Genomic DNA, 22,085 nt, shown 5'->3' on the forward strand with positions numbered 1-22,085 from the left:
GTATCTCAGATATGAGATACGACAACACTTGGCGAACGCCGTGTCGCGCACCTCCTCCGGGGGCGTGCAAGGATCGCCGACATGCGCGCTACGACCATCCATGCCCCCGGCGACATCCGGGTCGAGGACGTCCCCGACCCGACCATCGAGGCCCCCACGGACGCCATCGTCAAGGTGGCCGCGGGCTGCATCTGCGGCTCCGACCTGTGGCCCTACCGCGGCCACAACGACATCACCGCCGGCGACACCATCGGCCACGAGTGCATCGGCGTCGTGGAGGAGGTCGGTAGCGAGGTCACCGACTTCCGCGCCGGCGACTTCGTCATCGTGCCGTTCGACCACTGCGACAACACCTGCGTGCACTGCCGGGCCGGCGCGCACTCGGGGTGCGTCAACCTCGGCTTCACCTCGAGCGGCCAGGCGGAGTGCACCCGGGTCACCCAGGCCAACGGGTCGCTGGTCAAGACCGACGGCCTTCCCGACCGCTCGCTCTACCCCTCGTTGCTGACCCTCTCCGACGTGATGGCCACCGGGTGGCACGCCGCCGTCTCGGCCGGCGTGACGCGGGGGAGCACCGCGGTCGTCGTCGGCGACGGGGCGGTCGGCCTCTGCGGGGTCCTCGCCGCTGCCCAGCTCGGCGCCGAGCGCGTGATCGCCATGTCGCGCCACGAGCCCCGCCAGGAGATCGCCCGCCGCTTCGGGGCCACCGACATCGTCGCCGAGCGTGGCAAGGAGGGCGCCGAGCGGATCGCGGAGCTCACCGACGGCGTGGGCGCCGACGCCGTGCTCGAGTGCGTCGGCACCGACGAGTCGATCAAGCAGGCCTTCTCCATCGCCCGGCCCGGCTCGACCGTGGGCTTCGTGGGCGTGCCGCACGGGGTGGAGCTGCCGGTGCGCCGGATGTTCCAGCGCAACATCGGCCTGGCCGGCGGCATGGCCCCGGTCCGCAAGTACCTCCCCGAGCTGCTCGAGCTCACCCTGAGCGGCGCGATCGACCCCGGGCTGGTCTTCGACATGACCCTGCCGCTCGAGCAGTCCCCGGAGGGCTACCGCGCCATGGACGAGCGTCGGGCCATCAAGGTCCTCCTGGAGCCGTGAGATGACCGCCACCTCGGCCGACCTCGTGGTGGGCCCGCTGCTGCGCTACGTCGACGAGACCTCGGCGTCCGTCTGGGTCGAGACCCGCGACCGTGCCCGGGTCACGGTGACCCGGGACGGCGAGTCCTGGTCGGCGGGCACCTTCGTCGTGCACGGGCACCACTACGCCCTCGTCGAGCTCGACGGCCTCGAGCCGGGCTCGCGGGCGGCGTACACCGTGGCGATCGACGACCGGCCGGTGTGGCCCCCGGAGGACTCGGCGCTCCCGGACCCGGTGATCGCGACCCTGGTGCCCGACAAGCCGCTGCGCCTGGCCTTCGGCTCCTGCCGCACCTCGGTCGGGCACGACAAGAAGGGCAACAACACCCACGGCATCGACGCGTTGCGCACCTACGCGCTGCGGATGGCCGGTCAGGCCGAGGCGCACGACGCCGACGGCGACACCGACCTCCTCGATCCGCGGTGGCCCGACCTGGTGCTCTTCCTCGGCGACCAGGTCTACGCCGACGAGACCACCGACGAGATGCGTGAGTTCATCAGCGCCCGCCGCGACATCGAGCAGCCGCCGTGGACCGAGCTCCAGGACTTCCAGGAGTACGCACACCTCTACTCCCTGGCGTGGACCGACGCCACCAACCGCTGGCTGCTCTCGACGCTGCCGACGGCGATGATCTTCGACGACCACGACATCCGCGACGACTGGAACACCTCGCAGGCCTGGCGCGACGAGATGGAGGCCACCTCGTGGTGGCACGGTCGGATCGTGGCCGGGCTGGCGTCCTACTGGGTCTACCAGCACCTCGGCAACCTGTCGCCCAGCGAGCGCCTCGAGGACGAGATCTGGCAACGGGTGGTGGAACACGAGGGCGACGACGAGCTCGACCTGACCGAGGTGCTCGACGCCTTCGCCGAGCGGGTGGACCAGGAGCCGACGACCTACCGCTGGAGCTACGCCCGCGAGTACGGCGACCAGGCCCGCCTCGTCGTCGTGGACTCCCGCGCCGCCCGCGTGCTCGAGCCCGACCAGCGGGCACTCCTCGATCCCGACGAGCTGGCCTGGCTCGACGAGCACATGCGCGGCGACGTCGACCACCTGCTCATCGGCACGTCGCTGCCGTTCATGCTGGCCCGCGGGCTGCACCACCTCGAGGCGGCCGGCGAGGCCATGGCCGCGGGGGCGTGGGGCAAGCGCGGCGCCAGCGTGGGGGAGTGGGCCCGTCAGCTCGTCGACCTCGAGCACTGGGCAGCCTTCCAGGACAGCTTCAGCCGGGTGGCGGAGATGGCGATCGAGGTCGCGTCCGGCCAGCGCGGCCGGGCACCGTCGAGCGTCACCTTCCTGTCGGGGGACGTGCACCACAGCTACGTCAGCGAGGCGCGGCTGTCGCGTCGTACGGCCCGACGGAGCCCGGCGCTGCAGGGCCGGCTGATCCAGGCGGTCTGCTCGCCGATCCGCAACCCGCTGTCGCGCAACATGCGCTTCGCCACCGCCGTCCTCAGCTACGGCGTGGCGGGACCGCTCGGGCGGCTGGCGTCGCGGTCGGCCAAGGTGCCGACCAGCCCGATCACCTGGAAGTACGCCGAGGGGCCGTGGTTCGACAACAACCTGGCGTTCCTCGAGCTGGCGCCCGGGTCGCTGCGGATGTGGTGGGTGAGCAGCAAGGTCGTCGACGGTGACAACGACTCCCCGCGCCTGACGAAGGTCGCCGACTACGCCCTCGGCGACTGACGCCCGGAGGGGTCAGCGAGCGGCGGGATCAGCTGGCGGCGGCGAGCATGCGCCCGTGGGCGCAGGTGCACGCGTCGGAGCACGGGAGGTAGCTGTGCGCGGCGTGGCCGCAGCCGGTGCACGGCATGTCGTGCGAGAGATGCGATCCGGTGGTGTCGACGGTGTCCCACATGGTCCTGCTCCTGAGCTTCGTTGCTGTCGGGCGTGTCATCACCGTGACACGCGAGATGGCCGGTCCTGACGCGATCCCCGTGCAAACACGCCGTATGCGGTATGAAGATGACCCGTTCGGGCCATGCCCGCTGGTCACGCGGGGTGGTACTCACCTCGACGGATCGTCGAGGACCCGGTCCTGATACCCCCGCGGCTCAGGTCCAGGCGGGCCCGGTGCCGCCGACGCGCTCGACGAGACGCGCCGCGACGTACGACGCGTGCGCCCGGTGCACCTCGAGCGGCACGGCCGGGAGGTTCTCCTCCCAGTCCAGGAGCGGCGACCCACGGAGCTGGAGCATCCGGGCCGGCCGGCCGAGGAGGAACAGGTGCAGGTGCGCGCCGCCGTCGCCGTACTTGGCGAGCTGCGCGCGTCCCACGCCCGGCAGCGACTCGATCGCGGCCGAGACCGCCACCACCAGCCGGCCCATCTCCCCGGCCAGGTCGTCGGGGACGTCGGTGAGGTCGCAGTGCTCGCGGGGGAGGAGGTTGACCGCGATCGGCAGGCGCATGGTGGTGTCGAGCACGAGCACCCAGCGCTCGTTGCTCCAGACCGTCCGCTCCGGGTCGTCGGCGGGCCCTGCTGCGCACCAGCAGTCCGCCGGATCCTCGCCACGGCGCGGCGGCTCCGCGTCGGCGAGCGGTTGCAGCGGCTTGATCCGCAGCGAGTCGATCTCGAAGGGGAAGATGTCCCACCCCGGCATCTCGCTGACGGCGACCGGCAGCCGTCCCTCCGCGTCGGTCGCGGCCGCCACGCGGGCGTGGAACTCCTCGGGCGTCTCCAGGTGGTCGCTCGTGCGACCCATCAGAGCGTGACGATGTCGTTGTCCCCGAGGTCGGGCTCGGCGTCGCTGACCAGGCCCTTGGCCAGGCCGATCGCCATCGAGACCTTGCCGGGTGACTCCCAGTACTCGGCGGTCGCGCCGCTGACCTCGAGCAGCACGTTGCCCTCGTCGTCGGGACCGCCGGACATGAAGATGCCGGCCGAGGCGTCCCACAGCTCGCGGAGCTTGGCACGGTCCTCGTTGACCCGGGCGGTGCCGGTCAGGGACACCCAGCCCGACTTGCTCGCGTAGGAGACGTTGACGCGGGGGTCCGCGGTGATCGCGTGCACCTTGTCGGTGTCGCGCTCGGTGATGAACCACACCGTCGACGGGGTCTCGAAGTCCTGGGTCCCCATCGGCGTGGACACCAGGGTGCCCTCGGCGGAGTGGTAGGTCAGCACCGCGATCCGGGTGTCGCGCATGATCTCGGTGACGGTGCCGAGCTGGTCGTCGTGGGTTGTCATGCCTCGACCCTGTCACCCGGCACCGACGCCCGCCTCACCCCTGGGAGGCGGGGGGCCGCGTCAGGGCGTCGTACGACGTCCGGTGCGGGTGACGAGGAGCACGAAGCCGCCGATGACCAGCGCCCAGAAGGCCGGGCTGACGCCGGCGAAGGAGAGCCCGGAGGCGGCCACCAGGAAGGTGACCGCACCGGCCTCGCGGTGCTGCGGGTCGGCCAGTGCCGCGGTGGCCGACGCGGCGAACGTCCCGAGCAGGGCCACCCCGGCGACGGCGGTGATGATGCCCGCGGGGGCCGCCGCGCTGACGGCGGTCACGAGCACCGAGAGGGGGGCCAGGCAGAGGTACGCCGCTCCGCAGGCGACGCCGGCGATCCAGCGGCGGTCCCGGTCGGGACCGGCCTCGGGGCCGGCCGCCAGCGCGGCGGAGATCGCGGCCAGGTTGATGCTGTAGCCACCCGCGGGGGCCGTGGCGACGGTGGCCACACCGGCCCACCCGAGCGCGGGACGCAGCGGGGCGCGGTAGCCGAAGGACTCGAGCACGGCCACGCCGGGGATGTTCTGCCCGGTCATGGTGACGAGGTAGAGGGGCAGCCCGATCGCGACCACGGCACCCCAGTCGAGCACCGGCGCCGTCCAGGTCAGGGCTGGCAGCAGCGACCCCTCCGGCAGCGGCTGACCGGCCACGGCGATCACCACGCCGGCAGCCAGCAGGGCGCCCGGGACGGCCCAGCGCCGCGCCACCCGCAGAAGGACCAGCCAGGTGAGCAGCACCGGCGCGATCGTCGCGGGGTCGTCGGCCAACGCCCGAAAGGGCGCCACGCAGAGGGTGAGGAGCACCCCGGCCAGCATGCCGCTGGCTACGGGGGCGGGGATCCGGCTCACCCAGGTGCCCAGGGGCCGCACCACGGCCGTGAGCAGGTAGAGCAGTCCGGCGAACGCGAAGGCGCCCACGGCGCCGGCCCACCCCGCCGCCGGGATCGCGGCCCCGGCGAGGAGCGCGGCACCCGGCGTCGACCACGCCATGGTCACCGGGATCCGGTGGCGCAGCGACAGGAGAAGGCAGCCGAGCCCCATGGTCACCGAGACCACCGCCAGGCCCGACGCGGCCTGCTGCCGGTCGGCGCCGACCGCGGTCAGCCCCGTCAGCACCACCGCGAAGGACGACGTGAAGCCCACGAGGGCGGTGACCACGCCGGCGACGACGGCGTGCGACGTGCCCGCGTTGGTCGTCGTACCGCTCATGCGTGGAGGCTAGGGGGCCGGGTCTCCCCGGTGGTGCGCGGTCCGCGCGACGGGACCGGGAAGATCCTCGGCGCCCCGGTGTTGTACCCGGCATGAAGAAGATCGGGTTCCTCAACTTCGGCCACTGGTCCGACACGCCGCACTCGCAGGTCCGCACCGCGTCCGACACGCTGCTCCAGTCCATCGAGCTGGCCGTCGCCGCCGAGGAGCTCGGTGTCGACGGGGCCTACTTCCGCGTGCACCACTTCGCCCGGCAGCTGGCCAGCCCGTTCCCCCTGCTGGCGGCCGTCGGCGCCCGCACCAGCCGGATCGAGATCGGCACCGGCGTCATCGACATGCGCTACGAGAACCCGCTCTACATGGCCGAGGACGCCGGTGCCGCGGACCTCATCTCGGAGGGTCGGCTCCAGCTCGGCATCAGCCGCGGATCACCGGAGCAGGTGATCGACGGGTGGAGGCTGTTCGGCCACGAGCCGGAGGAGGGCGAGACCGACGCGGACATGGCGCGCCGGCACACCGAGGTGTTCCTGAGGATGCTCTCGGGAGCAGGGTTCGCACGGCCCAACCCGCGCCCGATGTTCCCGAACCCGCCCGGCCTGCTGCCGCTCGAGCCGTACTCCGAGGGCCTCCGCGAGCGCATCTGGTGGGGCGCCGGCTCCGACTCGACCGCCCGGTGGGCCGGCCGGATGGGCATGCACCTGATGAGCTCGACCCTCAAGCAGGACGAGAGCGGGGAGCCCTTCCACGTGCAGCAGCGCAAGCAGGTCGAGGCGTTCCGCGACAGCTGGAAGGAGGCCGGGCACGACGGCGAGCCGCGGGTCTCGGTGAGCCGCTCGGTCATGCCCATCACCACCGACCTCGACCGGGCCTACTTCGGCCACCAGGGCGACAGCACCGACCAGGTCGGGCAGATCGAGCCGCAGATGCGCGCGATCTTCGGCCGGACGTACGCCGCCGAGCCCGACGTGCTCGTGGAGCAGCTGGCCCAGGACGAGGCGGTCGCGACCGCCGACACCGTGCTGCTGACGGTGCCCAACCAGCTCGGCGTCGACTACAACGCCCATCTCCTCGAGACGGTGCTGCGGGACGTCGCCCCCGGCCTGGGCTGGCGCTGAGGACCGCCCCTGTCCGCGATCTCTGGTTGGATCGGGACCATACGGAGGGGTGACCGCGGGGCGGTCGGACGCACGGAGGGACGCTGAGACATGGCCACGACCGGGGCGCACGCCGCCGACAGCCACGACCTGATCCGCGTGCAGGGCGCGCGGGAGAACAACCTCAAGGACATCAGCGTCGAGCTGCCCAAGCGGCGGCTGACCGTCTTCACCGGGGTGTCCGGGTCGGGCAAGAGCTCGCTGGTCTTCGCGACCATCGCGGCCGAGTCCCAGCGGATGATCAACGAGACCTACAGCGCCTTCGTGCAGGGCTTCATGCCCAGCCTGGCCCGGCCCGAGGTGGACTTCCTCGAGGGGCTCACGACGGCGATCATCGTCGACCAGGAGCGGATGGGGGCCAATCCGCGCTCGACGGTCGGGACCGCCACCGACGCCAACGCGATGCTGCGGATCCTCTTCAGCCGCCTCGGCACGCCCCACGTCGGTCCGCCCACGGCGTACTCGTTCAACGTCCCGACCCGCAAGGCGAGCGGCGTCATGTCCACCGACAAGGGCGGGCGCACCGAGAAGAGCGTGGTCAAGGACGCCGTCTACCTCGGCGGCATGTGCCCGCGCTGCGAGGGCATGGGCAACGTGAGCGACATCGACCTCACGGCGTTGTACGACGACTCCAAGTCGCTGAGCGAGGGTGCCCTGACGATCCCGGGCTACTCGATGGACGGGTGGTACGGACGGCTCTTCGAGGGCGTCGGGCTGCCGATGGACAAGCCCATCGCGTCGTTCACCAAGAAGCAGCTCGACACGATGCTCTATGCCGAGCCGACCAAGATCAAGGTCGAGGGCATCAACCTCACCTTCGACGGCATCATCCCCAAGATCCAGAAGTCGATGCTGTCCAAGGACCCCGAGGCGATGCAGCCGCACGTACGCCGCTTCGTCGAGCGCGCGGTCACGTTCCAGCCCTGCCCCGAGTGCGAGGGCACCCGGCTGACCCGGGAGGCGCTGTCGTCGAAGGTCGAGGGCAAGAACATCGCCGAGCTCTGCCAGATGCAGATCAGCGACCTGGCCGACTGGGTCCGCGAGCTCGACGAGCCGTCGGTCGCGCCGCTGCTCAAGGGGCTGCAGCACCTGCTCGACTCGTTCACCGAGATCGGTCTGGGCTACCTCTCGCTGGACCGTCCGGCCGGGACGCTGTCCGGGGGAGAGGCGCAGCGCACCAAGATGATCCGCCACCTCGGCTCGTCCCTCACCGACGTCACCTACGTCTTCGACGAGCCCACCATCGGGCTCCACCCGCACGACATCGAGCGGATGAACCAGCTGCTCCTCCAGCTGCGCGACAAGGGCAACACGGTGCTCGTGGTCGAGCACAAGCCGGAGACGATCGCCATCGCCGACCACGTCGTCGACCTCGGGCCCGCGGCCGGGACGGGCGGGGGCGAGGTCTGCTTCGAGGGCACCGTCGAGGGGCTGCGGGGGAGCGACACCGTGACCGGACGGCACCTCGACGACCGGGCCACCCTCAAGGACACGCTGCGCGAGGGCTCCGGCCGGCTCGCGGTCAAGGACGCGTCCACCCACAACCTCAAGGACGTCAGCGTCGACATCCCGCTCGGCATGCTGTGCGTCGTCACCGGCGTGGCCGGCTCGGGCAAGAGCTCGCTCATCCACGGCTCCGTCGCGGGCCGCGACGGCGTGGTCGTCGTCGACCAGGGCGCCATCAAGGGCTCGCGCCGCAGCAACCCCGCGACCTACACGGGGCTTCTCGAGCCGATCCGCAAGGCGTTCGCCAAGGCCAACGGGGTCAAGCCCGCGCTCTTCAGCTCCAACTCCGAGGGCGCCTGCCCGACCTGCAACGGGGCCGGGGTCATCTTCACCGAGCTCGGTGTGATGGCCACCGTGGAGTCGCCCTGCGAGGAGTGCGAGGGGCGGCGCTTCCAGGCCTCGGTGCTCGAATACACCTTGGGCGGCAAGAACATCGCCGAGGTGCTGGCGATGTCCGTCATGGAGGCCGAGGAGTTCTTCTCCGACGGGGAGGCGAGGACGCCTGCGGCGCACAAGGTGCTCGACCGGCTCCGCGACGTCGGCCTGGGCTACCTCAGCCTCGGGCAGCCGCTCACCACGCTGTCCGGCGGCGAGCGCCAGCGGCTCAAGCTCGCCACCCAGATGGCGGAGAAGGGCGACGTCTACATCCTCGACGAGCCCACGACCGGCCTGCACCTCGCCGACGTGCAGAACCTGCTCGGCCTGCTGGACCGGCTCGTCGAGTCGGGCAAGTCGGTGATCGTCATCGAGCACCACCAGGCCGTCATGGCGCACGCCGACTGGATCATCGACCTGGGTCCGGGGGCCGGCCACGACGGGGGCCTCGTCGTCTTCGAGGGCACGCCCGCCGACCTCGTCGCGAAGCGCCCGACCCTCACGGGCCAGCACCTCGCGGCGTACGTCGGCGCCTGACGCGGCCCGTCACGGGGCAGGCCCAGGGCGGTCAGGCCCGGGTGGGGGAGCGGCGTGCGCCTCAGGAGGAGCGCCGTCGAGCCTCCGGTCCGGGACCGGGCTGGCAGCGGGGGCACCACCACGTCCGCCGGTTGCCGGCGTCACCCGGGATCTCGGCGACCACCAGGACGGCGGTGCCGCAGCGCAGGCAACCGCGTCGCTGGCGGCCGGTGACCCAGTGGTCCGTGCCGGGCCACATCGACCCTGTCGTCACCTGGTAGGCCTGGGGCACGGTCGCCGAGTGGTGCAGCATGGTCGCCGCCCGCTCGACCAGGCGTCGTACGTCGACGTCACCGACCGGTGTCCACGGGCTCACCCCGGTGAGGAAGGCCAGCTCGTTGGCCCACAGGTTGCCGAGCCCGGCCACCAGCCGCTGGTCGAGCAGCGCGCTCACCAGCGGGAGCGTGGGATCGGCGGACAGCCGCCGGACCGCCTCGTCGGCGTCCCAGTCGTCTCGCAGCGGGTCCGGGCCGAGGTGGCCGACCAGGCGCGACTCGTCCGCGGTGGGCACCAGCGCGAGGTCGTGCAGCTTGATCCCGTGGGTCGTCTGCCCGTCGTCGAGGGCCAGCACCAGCCGGACGTCCGCCATCACCCGGGCCGGGAGCCGCTTGCCCGGTCCGGTCGTGGTCCACGACCCGTCCATCCGCAGGTGGCTGTGCAGGGTGACCGGCGGGGAGTCGTCGAGCCCGCCGAGCCGGGTGAGCAGGTGCTTGCCGTGCGTGGCGTGCCCCGCCACGGTCCTGCCGGACACGTCGCGGGTCGCGAGCCGCGGCGTACGGAAGTCGGAGCGCAGCACCGTGCGGCCGGTCAGCTGGCGGTCGAGCCGTCGGGCGAGCTTCCAGACACTGTCTCCCTCGGGCACGCGTCCATCCTGCCCGTCGGGCGCTCACCACGTGGCAGGGTCGGGGCATGACGGGGGAGAGACGCTTCGTGCTCCACGACCACCGCACGCCGAGCCCGCACTTCGACCTGCGGCTCGAGGAGGACGGCGTGCTGCGGAGCTGGGCGGTGCCCAAGGGCCTGCCCGACGACTCCACCCACGACCGGCTGGCGATCGCGGTCGACGACCACGAGCTCGAGCACGCCGGCTACGAGGACCAGCACAAGACCATCGCCGACGACGGCACCTGGGAGGAGCACGACCGCACCGAGCGCCGGCTGCTGTTCGCACTGCACGGTCGCCACGGCGTACGCCGTTACGCGCTGATCCACACCGGCGGCAAGCAGTGGTTGCTGCACCTCACCCTGGACCAGCGGGCGACGGACGGCTGAGCTGTGCGTTGGGCGGCCCCGCGATGATGGGGACGTGTTCCACCGCCATCCCTTCCTGAGCCTGCTCACCTTCGCCTACCTCGGCTTCGTCGGCCTGGTGACCCTGACCCCGGCCTCCGAGCAGCCGGACTACTCGGCACTGGCGGCTCGGGTGCTGGCCCGCCTGGAGCGGTATCCCGACCTGGACCCGGTCACGGCGCGACTCAGCGTGGAGCGAGTGGAGTTCATCGCGAACATCGGCCTGTTCGTCCCCGTGGGCGTCTTCGTGCTGCTGCTGTTCGGCTCCCGGCTGTGGTGGGTGGCCGTGGCGGGCAGCATCGCCCTCACCTCGGCGATCGAGACCGCCCAGAGCTCCATCCCGGGCCGCGTCCCGGACCCCCGCGACGTCGTGGCCAACTCGATCGGGGCCGTCATCGGAGTTGCGCTCGCCCTGGTCCTGACCCTGCCGAGCACGCTGCGGCGTCGACGGCGCCGCGCCGCACGGACCCCGGCGGCGACCTAAGGGACGGTCAGGACCACGAGCCACTGGGTCGCGCATGTCGTCCCGTCCGTTCAGGTTCACGGTCCCCGGTGATACCAGAGTGGTATCGTCCAGACATGGCGATGACCCTGAGGTTGAGCGAAGACGACGAGCGGGTCCTGGCTGAGCTGGCGGAGCGTGACGGCGTCAGCCGTCAGGAGGCCACCATCCGGGCCATCCGCGAGACGGCGGCCCGGCGCGGCCACGAGACGGATGTCCGCGAGCTCTCGGCCCAGGCGCGCGTCAGGTACGCCGACGTCCTGCGGCGACTGGGCGAGTGACCGAGCACCTGACGCTCGAGGACCTGCTGGGCTTGGTGGACGACCTGGACGTGGGGCCCGTCCGCGACATCGGACTGCTCGCCTCGGCGGCCCACAGGCCGACGACGGAGCTCTGGGGACGCGAGGCGTATGCATCACTCGACGAGAAGGCTGCGGCGCTCATGGAGTCCCTGGTGGGCAACCATGCGCTGGTCGACGGCAACAAGCGGCTCGGGTGGCTGGCTGTCGTCGTGTTCTACGGTCTCAACGGCGTTGAGCTCGAGGCCCCGGACGACGACGCATACGACCTGGTGATCTCCGTCGCGAGCGGCGAGACGGCGCTCACAGGCATCACCGAGTCGTTGCAGCAGTGGCATTGATCTCGACCCCTGGCGATATCGCCGATAACTGACATTATGTCAACAAGCGCTGATTCCGGTACGACACCGGTGTCATTCGACCCTCCCCTCAGCCACCTCGCCTCAGACGGCCTCGAGGACGAAGAAGAGGAAGCAGAGGAACGACGTGCGGTCGCCCAGGTCGGGCGGCAACAGCTCGCGCGGCGTGTCCGGCGAGAACGGCGGCTCGCTGATCACCGAGATCCGGAAACCAGCCCTGGTGAACGCGTCGGTCATCGCGTGCAGCGGCCGGTGCCAGAACGTGAGGTCCACCGTGTGCCCGTCGAAGGTGTAGTCCTCCGTGTAGGAAGTAGTCGCGAAGTAGTCCTCGTCCGGGTAGACCACTGGACGGATCACCGGATGGTTCACCGCGAGGATCACCCGCCCGCCCGGCCTCACCACCCGGCGCAGCTCGGCCAGGGGGCCTGACCAGTCCTCGAGGTAGTGGAGCACCAGCGAGACGACCGCGTCGTCGAACTCCCCCGTGCTGAACGGCAGCGGCTCGGCGAGGTCGGCCACGAGCACGTCGGTGTCCGCCCCGAGGCGCCGCCGCGCCAGCTCCACCATCGCCGGGCTCGAGTCGAATCCGGTGACCTGTGCACCCCGGTCGCGCAGGGCCGCCGCCAGTGGTCCTGCGCCGCAGCCGGCGTCCAGGATGCGCCGGCCGGCGACGTCCCCGGCGAGATCGAGCATCGCGGGTTGTGCGTAGTGGGCGTTGAACAGGCCCGTCTCGTTCTGCCGCGCGTAGGCCTCGGCAAATCCGTCGTAATGATCAGCTTCCATGACGATCCCCCTCGTCTGACTGTGTCGTGGACCCTAGGTCAGCTCGGAGGTCGCGGTCAGGAGGCACGCGGTCAACTTTGCCGAAGCAGAACCGACACGGGTGTCATCCGGGGCGTCCGTCCTCGGCGCACCTGATCGCGGCGAGCCGGTCGTGCACGCCGAGGGTGCGGTAGATCTGCTCCAGGTGCTTCTCGACCGTCCGCTGCGAGCAGCCCAGTCTTCTCCCGATGGCGTCCTGGGTGAAGCCCTGGCACAGCAGCGAGAGCACCATCCGTTGCCGGGCGGTGAGGTCGGAGACCCGGCCGGACGACCTGGCCAGGGGGTCGCCGGCACGGGCCACGCTGCTGGAGAGCCTCTCCAGCAGCACCAGCAGGGGCTGGATCTGGAGTGCCAGCCGGAGCTCTTCCTGGGTGACTTCCGAGGCGCCGCGGGTCACCACGAAGGCGCCGCGACCGCTGCGTCCCGCCCGGACCGGGATCACCAGCTCCTGCCCCGCGCCGGTCGTGCTGCGGATCGAAGTCACCGGCACCCGCCCGGAGGACGGCTCGTCGTCACCCGTCGCCCACCGGACGCTGTCGCCGTAGGTCTGACGCAGTCGCTCCAGGATCTCCGGCACACGGAACGGGTCGGCGGAGCCCCGCATCCGCTCGGCCGCGTACCGCACCCAGCGCTCCCAGGCGTCCCGCGTTGGCATCACGCTCTCCTCCAGAGGCCATCTCCCGACCTCATCCTTCCCGGCCACGAAGACCTCGGGACGGTCCTGGCGGACACGTACCGACTATTCGTGCCTGCCCAGGGCGCGCGGTACGGGATTTCCCGTATTCCGGCGCTGACCCGGCGGCGCGAGAATCGACAGTGGCCACACCAGGAGGCGATGCACGATGAGCCACACGCGCCGCACGCGGGCCGCGGCCGTGGCCGCCCTGCTGGCGCTCACGCTCCTCCTGCCGTCCGGTCCCGCCCCCTCGGTCGCCGAGGCTCCCCCGGCGGCCCGCGCCGCCGCTGCGCTCACCGGGACGAACGTGTTCATCTACCACCTCGACGACCTGCGCGACGCCTTCCCCGGAGGCATCGACCCCTTGCAGTACATGCCCAAGGCCCGCCAGTGGATGAGCACCGGGCGGCGCTACACGCAGTCCTTCGTGAACGACCCGGCCTGCTGCCCGTCCCGCGCCTCGATGATGACCGGGCGCTATCCCCACAACAACGGCGTCCTCGACCAGCAGTCGGGTCCGCAGTTCCCGTCGCAGTACTCCCTGGCCTGCTACTTCGATCGCGCCGGCTACGCGACGTACATCGCCGGCAAGTTCCTCACCACCTGGCCCAAGACCCAGCGGCCCCCCTGCTTCGACCACTCGACAGTGATCTGGGGCGGCTACAACAACGTCGCGTCCAAGGTCGACGGGATGGCCGGCACCCTGACGGGCTACAGCACCACGTCGCTGGGCGTCCGCGGCCGCGAGTACCTCACCCAGGCAATGGCAGGCACCGCGCCGTTCCTGCTGTACGAGACCCCGCACGCCCCACACTGGGCCACCGTCACGACCAACGGCACCACCACGCGGCGCGCCATCCCGGAGACGAAGTACGCCACTGCAGCTGTAGGGCAGTGCGCCGGGGTACCCGAGCCGGACCGCAGCGACAAGCCGGCGTACGTGCGCAACATGAACTACACGACTGCGCAGGGCCAGACCATGTGCGCCAGCCAGATGCGGGCGATCATGACCGCCGACGACCAGTTCGACGCCACGATGCAGCTGCTGTCCAACCGTGGGGAGCTGGCCGACACCCTGGTCATCCTCTCCTCCGACAACGGGTTCCTGTGGGGCGAGCACGGCCGGTGGGAGAAGTTCACGCCCTACGAGCCGTCCATCCGGACGCCGCTCCTCGTCCGCTGGCCCGGACACATCACCACGGGGACCGACACCACCCGGCTCGTCACGCTCGTGGACATCCTGCCCACCGTGCTGGCGGCCGCGGGCATCACTCCCCCGGCTGCCGCGCCCCGCCTCGACGGTGAGTCCCTGCTCGCACCCTCGGCCCGGACCACCGTCTACGCCGAGTACGACGTCGACGAGGGCGCCAACCCCACCATTCCGTCGTGGCGGATGATCCGCACCCGGACCGTCAAGTACGTGCACACCTACAACGCGCAGGGCGGGATCATCGCTCGTGAGTACTACAACCTGAACGACGACCCGAACGAGCACACCAACCTGCTCGGGGACTCGAGCACGACCAACAACCCTCCGGCCGCCACCCTCACCAACCTCGCGTCCCGGCTCAACGCGTTCGCCACGTGCGTCGGGACGGACTGCGTCCAGTAGCCCGCACCCTTCCCGAGGCAGGTGTTGCCTGCGTACTCTCGACGGATGGCACAGAAGTCGTGGTCCGAGCTCAGCTCGTCGCAGCAGCGCACGATCATCGTGGTCGGTGCCGTCGAGGTCGTGCTGACCCTGGCGGCATGGCGCGACCTCGCCTCCCGGCCGGCGGCGGGGATCCGCGGCCCCAAGGCGGCGTGGGCGCTCGCGACCCTGGTCCAACCGGTCGGCCCCGTGGCCTACTTCGCCCTCGGTCGCCGCTAGCCGCCGAGCACCCTTGGTCCCCTCCTTGGTGGCCGTTCGGCCCTGACGCGTGCCGGACCGGCGAGAGGAGGCTCGGAGATGCCCCGCCAGGCGCCGCAGCCGGCGCCGGGCAGCCCCCGAGCTCCCCAGGAGAAGACCATGAAGGCTGCAGTCGTCCCCACCCTCGGCGCCCCGCTGGAGATCCGCGACGTGCCGGTGCCCGAGGCCGGTCCCGGTCAGGTGCTGGTCCGCATCGAGACGTGCGGCCTGTGCCACACGGATATCCACGCGGCTCGTGGTGAGTGGCCGGTCAAGCCCAAGGACCAGCTCATCCCGGGACACGAGGGTGTCGGGATCATCGAGGCCGTCGGGGAGGGAGACCTCCCCGTCGCCGTGGGCCAGCGCGTCGCGCTGCCGTGGCTCGGTCACGCGTGCGGCAGCTGCCGCTACTGCGTGGACGGGTGGGAGACCTACTGCACCAGCCCCGCCTACATGGGTTACACGATGGACGGCAGCTACGCCGAGTACGCCGTCGCGTGGGCCAGTCACGTGGTGCCCGTCCCCGACGAGGTCGCCTCCATCGACGCCTCTCCCCTGACCTGCGCCGGCGTCACGACGTACAAGGCCCTCAAGGTGGCCCACCCCCAGCCCGGTGAGACCGCGATGGTCGTCGGCATCGGAGGGCTGGGACACCTCGGCCTGCAGTACGCACGCGTCTTCGGCACGCGCACCGTCGCGGTCGACGTCCACGACGACAAGCTGCAGCTCGCCAAGGACCTCGGCGCAGACCACGTCGTCGACGCCCGGGGCGACCAGCAGTCGCAGCTCGAGGCCCTCGGCGGCGTCGACATCGCCCTCGTCACGGTGCCCTCCCCCGCTGCCATGCGCGCCGCCCACGCGTCCCTCAACCCCAACGGTCGGCTGGTCATCGTGGGACTGCCGGCGGACAACCGGCTCGAGCTGCCCGTCTTCGAGACCGTCCTGAAGGGCATCTCGGTGATCGGGTCCCTCGTCGGGACCCGCAACGACCTGGCGACCTGCTTCGACCTGCACGCCCGCGGGCTCACCCGGGTCGTCACGGAGAGTCGCCGGCTCGAGGACGTCAACGAGTGCTTCGACGAAGTGCTGTCCGGCGAGGTCCCCGCACGGCTGGTCTTCGAGATGGGGTCCGTCTCGTCGTGACCGGCATCGCCCGGCTCGGCGTGCTCTGCGCCGGTCTGGTGGCGCTCGCCGTGGGGGTCGGGCTGGGCCCGCCCCACCACGCCGAGGAAGGCCTCGGACCCGTGGCCCTCACGGGCTACCTGCTCCTGGCGGGTGGACTGGTCGCCTCCCTGTGGGCGGCAGGACGGATCCTGAGGGCGATCCGACGCCGATGGTGGGTGCCGGTCGTCGCTCTCCTGCTGGTGGCGGCCTCACTGGCCCTGTGGACGCTCGGCCAGGCCGTGGTCGCGTCGTTCCCTCCGCGTCCCGCCGTGGGCGGTCGGACGCCGGCCGACATCGGGTTGGCCTACCGGGACGTCACGTTCCCCAGCAGCGACGGTGTCGCGCTGGCCGGCTGGTACGTCCCCTCGCGCAACGGCGCCGCCGTGGTCCTCATGCACGGGGCAGGATCGACGCGGTCCGCAGTGCTCGACCATGCCCGGGTGCTCGCCGACCACGGCTACGGGGTCCTGCTCTTCGACGCGCGCGGCCACGGCGAGAGCGCCGGTCGGGGCATGGACTTCGGCTGGTACGGCGAGTCCGACGCGTCCGGTGCCGTGGACTTCCTGGCCCAACGGCCGGACGTGGAGTCCGGACGCATCGGCCTCGTCGGGATGTCCATGGGCGGGGAGCAGGCCATCGGTGCGGCCGGCGCGGACGAGCGGGTCCGCGCCGTGGTGGCGGAGGGCGCGACCCACCGCATCGCGGGCGACAAGGCCTACCTCGGTGCGTACGGCGTGCGCGGAGCGCTGCAGCAGCGGGTCGACCGGGTCACCTACGGCCTCGCCGGCCTGCTGACCAGCGCCCCGGAGCCCGTCCCCCTGCGACGCTCCGTGTCGATCGCCACGCGACGGACCGATCCCGTGGTCTTCCTCCTCATCGCGGCCGGCGAGGTGCCCGACGAGTCGCTCGCCGCCGACCACGTGCAGGCGGGCAGCGCCACCGGTGTCGCGACGTGGACCGTGGCCGGGGCCGACCACACGCAGGGACTGGGGACGGCACCCGACGCATGGGAGCAACGCGTGGTCGCCTTCCTCGACGACGCGCTGGCCCGCTAGGTCGGTGTGCCCGTACGGGAGGACCTTCGACTCCTGCGCGAGGGCGCGCCCGGGTCGATGCTGGTGGTCCCACCCGAACGAGGAGGTCCACGTGGCCGACAACAACGCCGGAGCCGCCGGTGGCGGCGCGATCTACGGACTGGGCGTCTTCGGGGCGCTCGTCTTCTTCTGGCAGCAGGCGGACGGTGTCTGGGAGCACCTGCTGTCGATCTTCCAGGGCCTGTTCTGGCCGGCATTCATGGTCTTCCAGGCGTTCGAGGCCCTGGCGGGCTGAGGCAGGGGACGAAGGGCCCGCCGATGGCAGACCCTCTCCCCTGTCCCCCGGCGGACGCACCGCGCGAGGCTCGACACGACGACCCGCGGGGTCGAAGAGGAGGCGACGTGTTCGCCGTACGAATCCACGGCAGGGGCGGCCAGGGAGCCGTCACCGCGGCCGAGCTGCTCTCGGTCGCGGCCTTCGACGAGGGCCGGCACGCCCAGGCCTTCCCGACCTTCGGGTCCGAGCGCACCGGCGCGCCAGTGGTCGCCTTCTGCCGCATCGACGACAGGCCGATCCGCCTGCGGGAACCCGTCACCGACCCCGACGCGCTGGTCGTGCAGGACCCGACACTGCTGCACCAGGTCGACCTGTTCGCCGGGCTGAGTCCCGACGGCTTCCTCGTCGTCAACACCTCCTCGTCGTTCGAGGAGATGGGCCTCGCGGAGCTCGTCGGACGCCTCTCCCCCGAGCGCGCGGTCACCGTGCCGGCCACCGAGATCGCGCGCCTGCACCTCGGGCGCCCGCTCCCCAACGCAGCCCTCCTCGGCGCCCTGGCCGCACTCACCGGCGAGGTCTCGCTCGCGGCCCTCTGCCACGCGATCAGGGACCGCTTCCCCGGTGACGTCGGCGAGGGCAACGCCCACGCCGCCGAGGCGGCGTACGAGCACGTGCTCGAGTCGATGAGGAGGACGACGGATGCGTAGCCAGATCGAGGGCTCCCAGGCGGTGGCCCGTGCCGTGACCCTGTGCCGGCCGCAGGTGATCGCGGCGTACCCCATCTCCCCACAGACCCACATCGTGGAGTCGCTGTCCGACCGCGTGCGCACCGGTGAGCTGGCCGGCTGCGAGTACATGCTGGTGGAGTCGGAGTTCGGTGCCATGTCGGCCTGCATCGGGGCCTCGGCGGCCGGGGTGCGGACCTACACAGCGACCTCCAGCCAGGGCCTGCTCTTCATGGCGGAGGCGCTGTTCAACGCGTCCGGGATCGGGTTGCCGATCGTGATGACGGTCGCCAACCGCGCGATCGGGGCGCCCATCAACATCTGGAACGACCACTCCGACGCCATGGCGATGCGTGACTCCGGCTGGATCCAGCTCTTCGCCGAGTCCAACCAGGAGGCCCTGGACCTGCACGTCCAGGCCTTCCGGGTCGCGGAGTCGCTGTCGGTGCCGGTGATGGTCTGCATGGACGGCTTCATCCTCACCCACGCCTTCGAGGAGGTGGACCTGCCCGACCAGGAGCAGGTCGACGCCTTCCTGGCGCCGTTCGTCCCCCAGCAGCAGCTCGACCCCGACGAGCCGGTCACCATCGGCGCGATGGTCGGTCCCGAGGCGTTCGCCGAGGTGAAGTACCTGATGCACGCCAAGCAGATGACGGCCCTCGACGAGATCCCGGAGATCGCCGCCGACTTCCGGCGCGCGTTCGGACGGGACTCCGGAGGGCTGCTCAAGACCTACCGCCTCGACGACGCGGAGACCGTCGTGGTCGCCCTCGGCTCGGTGCTCGGCACCATCGAGGACGTCGTCGACTCGATGCGCGACGCGGGGGTGCGGATCGGTGTCCTGGGCGTCACCTGCTTCCGTCCCTGGCCGGCCGCCGAGGTGCGTGCCGCACTGGCTCATGCGACGAGGGTGGTCGTCGTGGAGAAGGCCTTCGCGGTCGGTGCCGGCGGCATCGTCGGCCAGAACACCCGCGACGCCACCCGGGACCTGCCGCTCGTCGTGCTCGACGTCGTCGCCGGCCTGGGAGGACGACCCGTCACGCGGGCTTCCCTGCGCGGCCTCCTCGACGACGTGGTCGGGGACCGGCTCGACCCGACGCGGTTGCACTTCCTCGACCTCGACCTCGCGCTCGTGGAGCGCGAGCTGGAGCGCTCCCGGCACGGTCGGAGGCCGGGCCCGCACGCCGAGCACATGCTGCGCGACCTCGGCACCGTCGCCTCCGGCGCCTTCGACTAGGAGTCAGCCATGGCCTTCCAGGAGATCAAGCTCTACCAGACCGGCACCTTCGTGGTCGGCAACCGGTTGCTCGACCCCGAGCAACGCACCGTGCAGGCCCGGACGGGGCGGTCCAACTCGCTCACGTCGGGCCACCGCGCCTGCCAGGGCTGCGGCGAGGCGCTGGGCGCCCGCTACGTGCTCGACGCGGCCATGCGCGCCACGGACGGCAAGCTGGTCGCCGTCAACTCGACCGGCTGCCTCGAGGTCTTCTCCACGCCCTACCCCGAGTCGTCGTGGCAGCTGCCGTGGCTGCACTCGCTCTTCGGCAACGGTCCGGCCGTCGCGTCCGGTGTGGCCGCCGCCCTGCGGGCCAGCGGCCGCGAGGACATCCGCGTCGTCGGGCAGGCCGGCGACGGCGGCACCGTCGACATCGGCTTCGGGGCGCTGTCGGGGATGTTCGAGCGCAACGACGACGTGCTCTTCGTCTGCTACGACAACGAGGGCTACATGAACACCGGCGTGCAGCGCTCGGGCGCGACGCCACCGGCGGCCGTCACCGCCACCACCAAGGCCGTCGGACCGGAGCCGGGCAACGTGTTCGGGCAGGGCAAGTCCGTGCCGCTGATCGCGATGGCCCACGAGATCCCGTACGTCGCCACGGCCACCGTCGCGGACCTGCACGACCTCGAGCACAAGGTCGAGCGGGCGATGAGCTTCCGGGGTGCGCGTTACCTGCACGTCTTCGTGCCCTGCCCCCTCGGCTGGCGCGCGGCGTCCGCCGACACGATCCGGCTCGCCCGGCTGGCCAAGGAGAGCGGCGTCTTCCCCGTCTTCGAGGCCGAGGCCGGCGAGGTGACCGCGGTCTCCACGATCCGCCGACAGGTCCCCGTCGAGGAGTACCTGCGCCCGCAGGGGCGCTACGCGCACCTCTTCGGCGACCACCCGCGCCCCGACATCGTCGCGCGGATCCAGGCCCGGGCGGACCGCAACATCGCACGCTTCGGGCTGCTCCCGGAAGGGGACGAGTGATGGACAAGCCGTTCGCGATCACCCTGGACGTCGGCACCAGCCGCGCCAACAAGACGGGTTCGTGGCGCACCGAGCGTGCCGTCTACACGAACCGGATGCCGCCCTGCAACGACGCCTGCCCCGCGGGTGAGGACATCCAGGGCTGGCTCTACGAGGCCGAGGAGGGTGGTGCCGGCTACGAGCGCGCCTGGCGCCGGATCATGGAGGACAACCCCTTCCCCGCCGTCATGGGCCGCGTCTGCTACCACCCCTGCGAGACGGCCTGCAACCGCGGCCAGCTCGACGAGGCGGTGGGCATCAATTCGGTCGAGCGCTTCGTCGGCGACGCTGCCATCGAGCAGGGCTGGACGGTGTCGGTGGGCGTCCCCGCCTCGGGCAAGCGGGTGCTCGTCGTCGGCGCCGGTCCGTCCGGCCTCGCTGCGGCCTACCACCTCGCGCTGGCCGGGCACGACGTGACCATCAAGGAGGCAGGCCCGATGGCCGGCGGCATGATGCGCTTCGGCATTCCTCGCTACCGCCTCTCCCGCGACGTGCTGGACGCCGAGGTGCAGCGCATCCTCGACCTCGGCGTCACCCTCGAGCTCGACACCAAGGTCACCGACCTCGACGCGATCCGCGGCGAGTACGACGCGGTCTTCCTCGCCGTCGGTGCCCAGCTCGGCAAGCGGGCCTACATCCCCGCCGGCTCGGCCTCCCACGTGCTCGACGCCGTGGACATGCTGCGCGACGTCGAGGCGGGCGAGAAGCCGCTGCTGGGCAGGCGGGTGGCGGTCTACGGCGGCGGCAACACCGCGATGGACGCGGCACGGACCGCCAAGCGGCTCGGCGCGTCCGAGGCGATCGTGGTCTACCGCAGGACGAAGGACCGGATGCCGGCCCACGAGTCCGAGATCGCCGAGGCGGAGGACGAGGGCGTGCTCTTCACCTGGCTGACCACGATCAAGCAGGTCGACGCCGGGCGGCTCGTCGTCGAGCGGATGGAGCTCGACGACGCGGGCTTCCCCCAGCCGACCGGTGAGCTCGACGAGCTCGACGCGGACTCCCTGGTCCTCGCCCTCGGCCAGGACACCGACCTCACCCTGCTCGAGGGCGTGCCCGGCCTGGTCGTCGAGGACGGTGTCGTGGCCGTCGGCCCCGACCTGATGACCGGGTGCCCGGGCGTCTTCGCCGGCGGCGACATGGTGCCCTTCGAGCGCTCCGTCACGGTCGCGGTCGGGCACGGCAAGCGGGCCGCGCGCCACATCGACGCCTGGCTGTCGGGAGCGGCCCCCGAACCCGCCGTACGCCCGGCGCTGGCGACGTTCGACACCCTCAACACCTGGTACTACGCGGACGCGCCGCGAGCGCACCGGCCGGTCCTCGACCGCGCGCGCCGCGAGTCCACCTTCGACGAGGTCGTCCTCGGCCACGACGAGGCGACCGCGCTGCTGGAGGCCCGCCGGTGCTTGTCGTGCGGCAACTGCTTCGGCTGCGACAACTGCTACGGCGTCTGCCCCGACAACGCGGTGCTCAAGCCGGGCGGGTCCGGTCCGGACTACCTGATCGACCTCGACTACTGCAAGGGGTGCGGCATCTGCGTCGCCGAGTGCCCGTCGGGGGCCATCCAGATGGTCCCCGAGGAGATCTGAG

General features: G+C 71.6%; 24 protein-coding genes. 17 read left to right on the forward strand and 7 right to left on the reverse strand.

Annotated elements, in window-relative coordinates:
* Window positions 1–81 precede the first annotated feature (81 nt).
* Window positions 82–1,098: a zinc-dependent alcohol dehydrogenase family protein gene (locus tag ASG88_RS19700; RefSeq protein ID WP_056889137.1), complete on the forward strand. Its 1,017-nt coding sequence runs from the start codon at window positions 82–84 to the stop codon at window positions 1,096–1,098.
* A gap of 1 nt (window position 1,099) precedes the next feature.
* Window positions 1,100–2,824: an alkaline phosphatase D family protein gene (locus tag ASG88_RS19705; protein WP_056889138.1), complete on the forward strand. Its 1,725-nt coding sequence runs from the start codon at window positions 1,100–1,102 to the stop codon at window positions 2,822–2,824.
* A gap of 28 nt (window positions 2,825–2,852) precedes the next feature.
* Here the strand turns inward: ASG88_RS19705 and ASG88_RS23205 are convergent, their stop codons facing one another.
* The 4 genes from ASG88_RS23205 to ASG88_RS19720 form a co-directional block, all read right to left on the reverse strand.
* Window positions 2,853–2,996, reverse strand: coding sequence for a hypothetical protein (locus tag ASG88_RS23205; protein ID WP_157559842.1), 144 nt, complete (start codon window positions 2,994–2,996; stop codon window positions 2,853–2,855).
* Window positions 2,997–3,192: 196 nt separating this feature from the next.
* On the reverse strand, window positions 3,193–3,840 hold the full coding sequence (locus tag ASG88_RS19710; RefSeq protein ID WP_056889139.1) for an HIT family protein: 648 nt from the start codon (window positions 3,838–3,840) through the stop codon (window positions 3,193–3,195).
* Window positions 3,840–4,322 (reverse strand): pyridoxamine 5'-phosphate oxidase family protein, encoded by a 483-nt coding sequence (locus ASG88_RS19715; RefSeq protein WP_056889140.1) that lies wholly within the window; start codon window positions 4,320–4,322, stop codon window positions 3,840–3,842. Before ASG88_RS19715 ends, ASG88_RS19710 begins: the two co-directional genes overlap by 1 nt.
* A gap of 60 nt (window positions 4,323–4,382) precedes the next feature.
* Entirely contained in the window at window positions 4,383–5,561 is a 1,179-nt protein-coding gene (locus ASG88_RS19720; protein WP_056889141.1) for a benzoate/H(+) symporter BenE family transporter, read from the reverse strand.
* Window positions 5,562–5,653: 92 nt separating this feature from the next.
* On the opposite strand from ASG88_RS19720, the gene ASG88_RS19725 reads away from it, so the two are divergent.
* Together ASG88_RS19725 and ASG88_RS19730 are read left to right on the forward strand one after the other, a co-directional pair.
* On the forward strand, window positions 5,654–6,676 hold the full coding sequence (locus ASG88_RS19725) for an LLM class flavin-dependent oxidoreductase (RefSeq protein WP_056889142.1): 1,023 nt from the start codon (window positions 5,654–5,656) through the stop codon (window positions 6,674–6,676).
* 90 nt (window positions 6,677–6,766) lie between these two features.
* Window positions 6,767–9,133: an ATP-binding cassette domain-containing protein gene (locus ASG88_RS19730; RefSeq protein ID WP_056889143.1), complete on the forward strand. Its 2,367-nt coding sequence runs from the start codon at window positions 6,767–6,769 to the stop codon at window positions 9,131–9,133.
* Between the two features lie 61 nt (window positions 9,134–9,194).
* On the opposite strand, the gene ASG88_RS19735 is transcribed toward ASG88_RS19730, so the two are convergent.
* Window positions 9,195–10,034 (reverse strand): DNA-formamidopyrimidine glycosylase family protein, encoded by an 840-nt coding sequence (locus ASG88_RS19735; RefSeq protein ID WP_056889144.1) that lies wholly within the window; start codon window positions 10,032–10,034, stop codon window positions 9,195–9,197.
* Window positions 10,035–10,081: 47 nt separating this feature from the next.
* On the opposite strand from ASG88_RS19735, the gene ASG88_RS19740 reads away from it, so the two are divergent.
* The 4 genes from ASG88_RS19740 to ASG88_RS19755 all read left to right on the forward strand — a co-directional run bounded on the left by ASG88_RS19740 (window position 10,082) and on the right by ASG88_RS19755 (window position 11,604).
* Window positions 10,082–10,444 (forward strand): DNA polymerase ligase N-terminal domain-containing protein, encoded by a 363-nt coding sequence (locus tag ASG88_RS19740; protein WP_056889145.1) that lies wholly within the window; start codon window positions 10,082–10,084, stop codon window positions 10,442–10,444.
* A 34-nt stretch (window positions 10,445–10,478) separates the two neighbouring features.
* Window positions 10,479–10,946, forward strand: coding sequence for a VanZ family protein (locus tag ASG88_RS19745; RefSeq protein ID WP_056889146.1), 468 nt, complete (start codon window positions 10,479–10,481; stop codon window positions 10,944–10,946).
* A gap of 95 nt (window positions 10,947–11,041) precedes the next feature.
* Entirely contained in the window at window positions 11,042–11,245 is a 204-nt protein-coding gene (locus ASG88_RS19750) for a CopG family transcriptional regulator (protein WP_056889147.1), read from the forward strand.
* Window positions 11,242–11,604, forward strand: coding sequence for a type II toxin-antitoxin system death-on-curing family toxin (locus ASG88_RS19755; protein ID WP_056889148.1), 363 nt, complete (start codon window positions 11,242–11,244; stop codon window positions 11,602–11,604). Before ASG88_RS19750 ends, ASG88_RS19755 begins: the two co-directional genes overlap by 4 nt.
* Before the next feature lie 102 nt (window positions 11,605–11,706).
* Here ASG88_RS19755 and ASG88_RS19760 read toward each other — a convergent pair whose 3' ends face one another.
* Window positions 11,707–12,405: a class I SAM-dependent methyltransferase gene (locus ASG88_RS19760; protein WP_056889149.1), complete on the reverse strand. Its 699-nt coding sequence runs from the start codon at window positions 12,403–12,405 to the stop codon at window positions 11,707–11,709.
* Window positions 12,406–12,508: 103 nt separating this feature from the next.
* On the reverse strand, window positions 12,509–13,099 hold the full coding sequence (locus tag ASG88_RS19765; protein ID WP_056889150.1) for a helix-turn-helix transcriptional regulator: 591 nt from the start codon (window positions 13,097–13,099) through the stop codon (window positions 12,509–12,511).
* Window positions 13,100–13,286: 187 nt separating this feature from the next.
* Here ASG88_RS19765 and ASG88_RS19770 point away from each other — a divergent pair, with 187 nt between their 5' ends.
* The 9 genes from ASG88_RS19770 (at window position 13,287) to ASG88_RS19810 (ending at window position 22,084) form a co-directional block, all read left to right on the forward strand.
* The gene (locus ASG88_RS19770; RefSeq protein WP_056889151.1) at window positions 13,287–14,732 is read left to right on the forward strand and encodes a sulfatase-like hydrolase/transferase; all 1,446 of its coding nucleotides are present in this window, start codon (window positions 13,287–13,289) and stop codon (window positions 14,730–14,732) included.
* Between the two features lie 45 nt (window positions 14,733–14,777).
* Window positions 14,778–14,990, forward strand: coding sequence for a PLD nuclease N-terminal domain-containing protein (locus ASG88_RS19775; protein WP_056889152.1), 213 nt, complete (start codon window positions 14,778–14,780; stop codon window positions 14,988–14,990).
* Between the two features lie 138 nt (window positions 14,991–15,128).
* Window positions 15,129–16,151, forward strand: coding sequence for a zinc-dependent alcohol dehydrogenase (locus tag ASG88_RS19780; RefSeq protein WP_056889153.1), 1,023 nt, complete (start codon window positions 15,129–15,131; stop codon window positions 16,149–16,151).
* Complete coding sequence (locus ASG88_RS19785; protein ID WP_056889154.1) at window positions 16,148–17,227, forward strand: alpha/beta hydrolase; 1,080 nt, start codon at window positions 16,148–16,150, stop codon at window positions 17,225–17,227. Before ASG88_RS19780 ends, ASG88_RS19785 begins: the two co-directional genes overlap by 4 nt.
* 91 nt (window positions 17,228–17,318) lie before the next feature.
* Entirely contained in the window at window positions 17,319–17,501 is a 183-nt protein-coding gene (locus ASG88_RS19790; protein WP_056889155.1) for a hypothetical protein, read from the forward strand.
* Window positions 17,502–17,608: 107 nt separating this feature from the next.
* Entirely contained in the window at window positions 17,609–18,190 is a 582-nt protein-coding gene (locus tag ASG88_RS19795) for a 2-oxoacid:acceptor oxidoreductase family protein (RefSeq protein WP_056889156.1), read from the forward strand.
* Window positions 18,183–19,445, forward strand: coding sequence for a pyruvate ferredoxin oxidoreductase (gene porA, locus ASG88_RS19800; RefSeq protein WP_056889157.1), 1,263 nt, complete (start codon window positions 18,183–18,185; stop codon window positions 19,443–19,445). The genes ASG88_RS19795 and porA overlap by 8 nt, the downstream gene beginning before the upstream one ends.
* Window positions 19,446–19,454: 9 nt before the next feature.
* Window positions 19,455–20,456, forward strand: a complete 1,002-nt coding sequence (locus ASG88_RS19805) for a thiamine pyrophosphate-dependent enzyme (protein ID WP_056889158.1) — start codon at window positions 19,455–19,457, stop codon at window positions 20,454–20,456.
* On the forward strand, window positions 20,456–22,084 hold the full coding sequence (locus tag ASG88_RS19810) for an NAD(P)-binding protein (RefSeq protein ID WP_200956510.1): 1,629 nt from the start codon (window positions 20,456–20,458) through the stop codon (window positions 22,082–22,084). The genes ASG88_RS19805 and ASG88_RS19810 overlap by 1 nt, the downstream gene beginning before the upstream one ends.
* The last annotated feature ends 1 nt before the right edge of the window (window position 22,085 follow it).

It is taken from the genome of Nocardioides sp. Soil777 (assembly GCF_001428425.1).
GTDB lineage: Bacteria > Actinomycetota > Actinomycetes > Propionibacteriales > Nocardioidaceae > Nocardioides > Nocardioides terrigena.

Bases quoted from the DNA above. Each gene is read 5' to 3' on its own strand.
- ASG88_RS19700 (WP_056889137.1), top strand. From the start codon at position 82: ATGCGCGCTACGACCATCCATGCCCCCGGCGACATCCGGGTCGAGGAC.
- ASG88_RS19705 (WP_056889138.1), top strand. From the start codon at position 1,100: ATGACCGCCACCTCGGCCGACCTCGTGGTGGGCCCGCTGCTGCGCTAC.
- ASG88_RS23205 (WP_157559842.1), bottom strand. From the start codon at position 2,996: ATGTGGGACACCGTCGACACCACCGGATCGCATCTCTCGCACGACATG.
- ASG88_RS19710 (WP_056889139.1), bottom strand. From the start codon at position 3,840: ATGGGTCGCACGAGCGACCACCTGGAGACGCCCGAGGAGTTCCACGCC.
- ASG88_RS19715 (WP_056889140.1), bottom strand. From the start codon at position 4,322: ATGACAACCCACGACGACCAGCTCGGCACCGTCACCGAGATCATGCGC.
- ASG88_RS19720 (WP_056889141.1), bottom strand. From the start codon at position 5,561: ATGAGCGGTACGACGACCAACGCGGGCACGTCGCACGCCGTCGTCGCC.
- ASG88_RS19725 (WP_056889142.1), top strand. From the start codon at position 5,654: ATGAAGAAGATCGGGTTCCTCAACTTCGGCCACTGGTCCGACACGCCG.
- ASG88_RS19730 (WP_056889143.1), top strand. From the start codon at position 6,767: ATGGCCACGACCGGGGCGCACGCCGCCGACAGCCACGACCTGATCCGC.
- ASG88_RS19740 (WP_056889145.1), top strand. From the start codon at position 10,082: ATGACGGGGGAGAGACGCTTCGTGCTCCACGACCACCGCACGCCGAGC.
- ASG88_RS19750 (WP_056889147.1), top strand. From the start codon at position 11,042: ATGGCGATGACCCTGAGGTTGAGCGAAGACGACGAGCGGGTCCTGGCT.
- ASG88_RS19760 (WP_056889149.1), bottom strand. From the start codon at position 12,405: ATGGAAGCTGATCATTACGACGGATTTGCCGAGGCCTACGCGCGGCAG.
- ASG88_RS19765 (WP_056889150.1), bottom strand. From the start codon at position 13,099: ATGCCAACGCGGGACGCCTGGGAGCGCTGGGTGCGGTACGCGGCCGAG.
- ASG88_RS19770 (WP_056889151.1), top strand. From the start codon at position 13,287: ATGAGCCACACGCGCCGCACGCGGGCCGCGGCCGTGGCCGCCCTGCTG.
- ASG88_RS19775 (WP_056889152.1), top strand. From the start codon at position 14,778: ATGGCACAGAAGTCGTGGTCCGAGCTCAGCTCGTCGCAGCAGCGCACG.
- ASG88_RS19780 (WP_056889153.1), top strand. From the start codon at position 15,129: ATGAAGGCTGCAGTCGTCCCCACCCTCGGCGCCCCGCTGGAGATCCGC.
- porA (WP_056889157.1), top strand. From the start codon at position 18,183: ATGCGTAGCCAGATCGAGGGCTCCCAGGCGGTGGCCCGTGCCGTGACC.
- ASG88_RS19805 (WP_056889158.1), top strand. From the start codon at position 19,455: ATGGCCTTCCAGGAGATCAAGCTCTACCAGACCGGCACCTTCGTGGTC.
- ASG88_RS19810 (WP_200956510.1), top strand. From the start codon at position 20,456: ATGGACAAGCCGTTCGCGATCACCCTGGACGTCGGCACCAGCCGCGCC.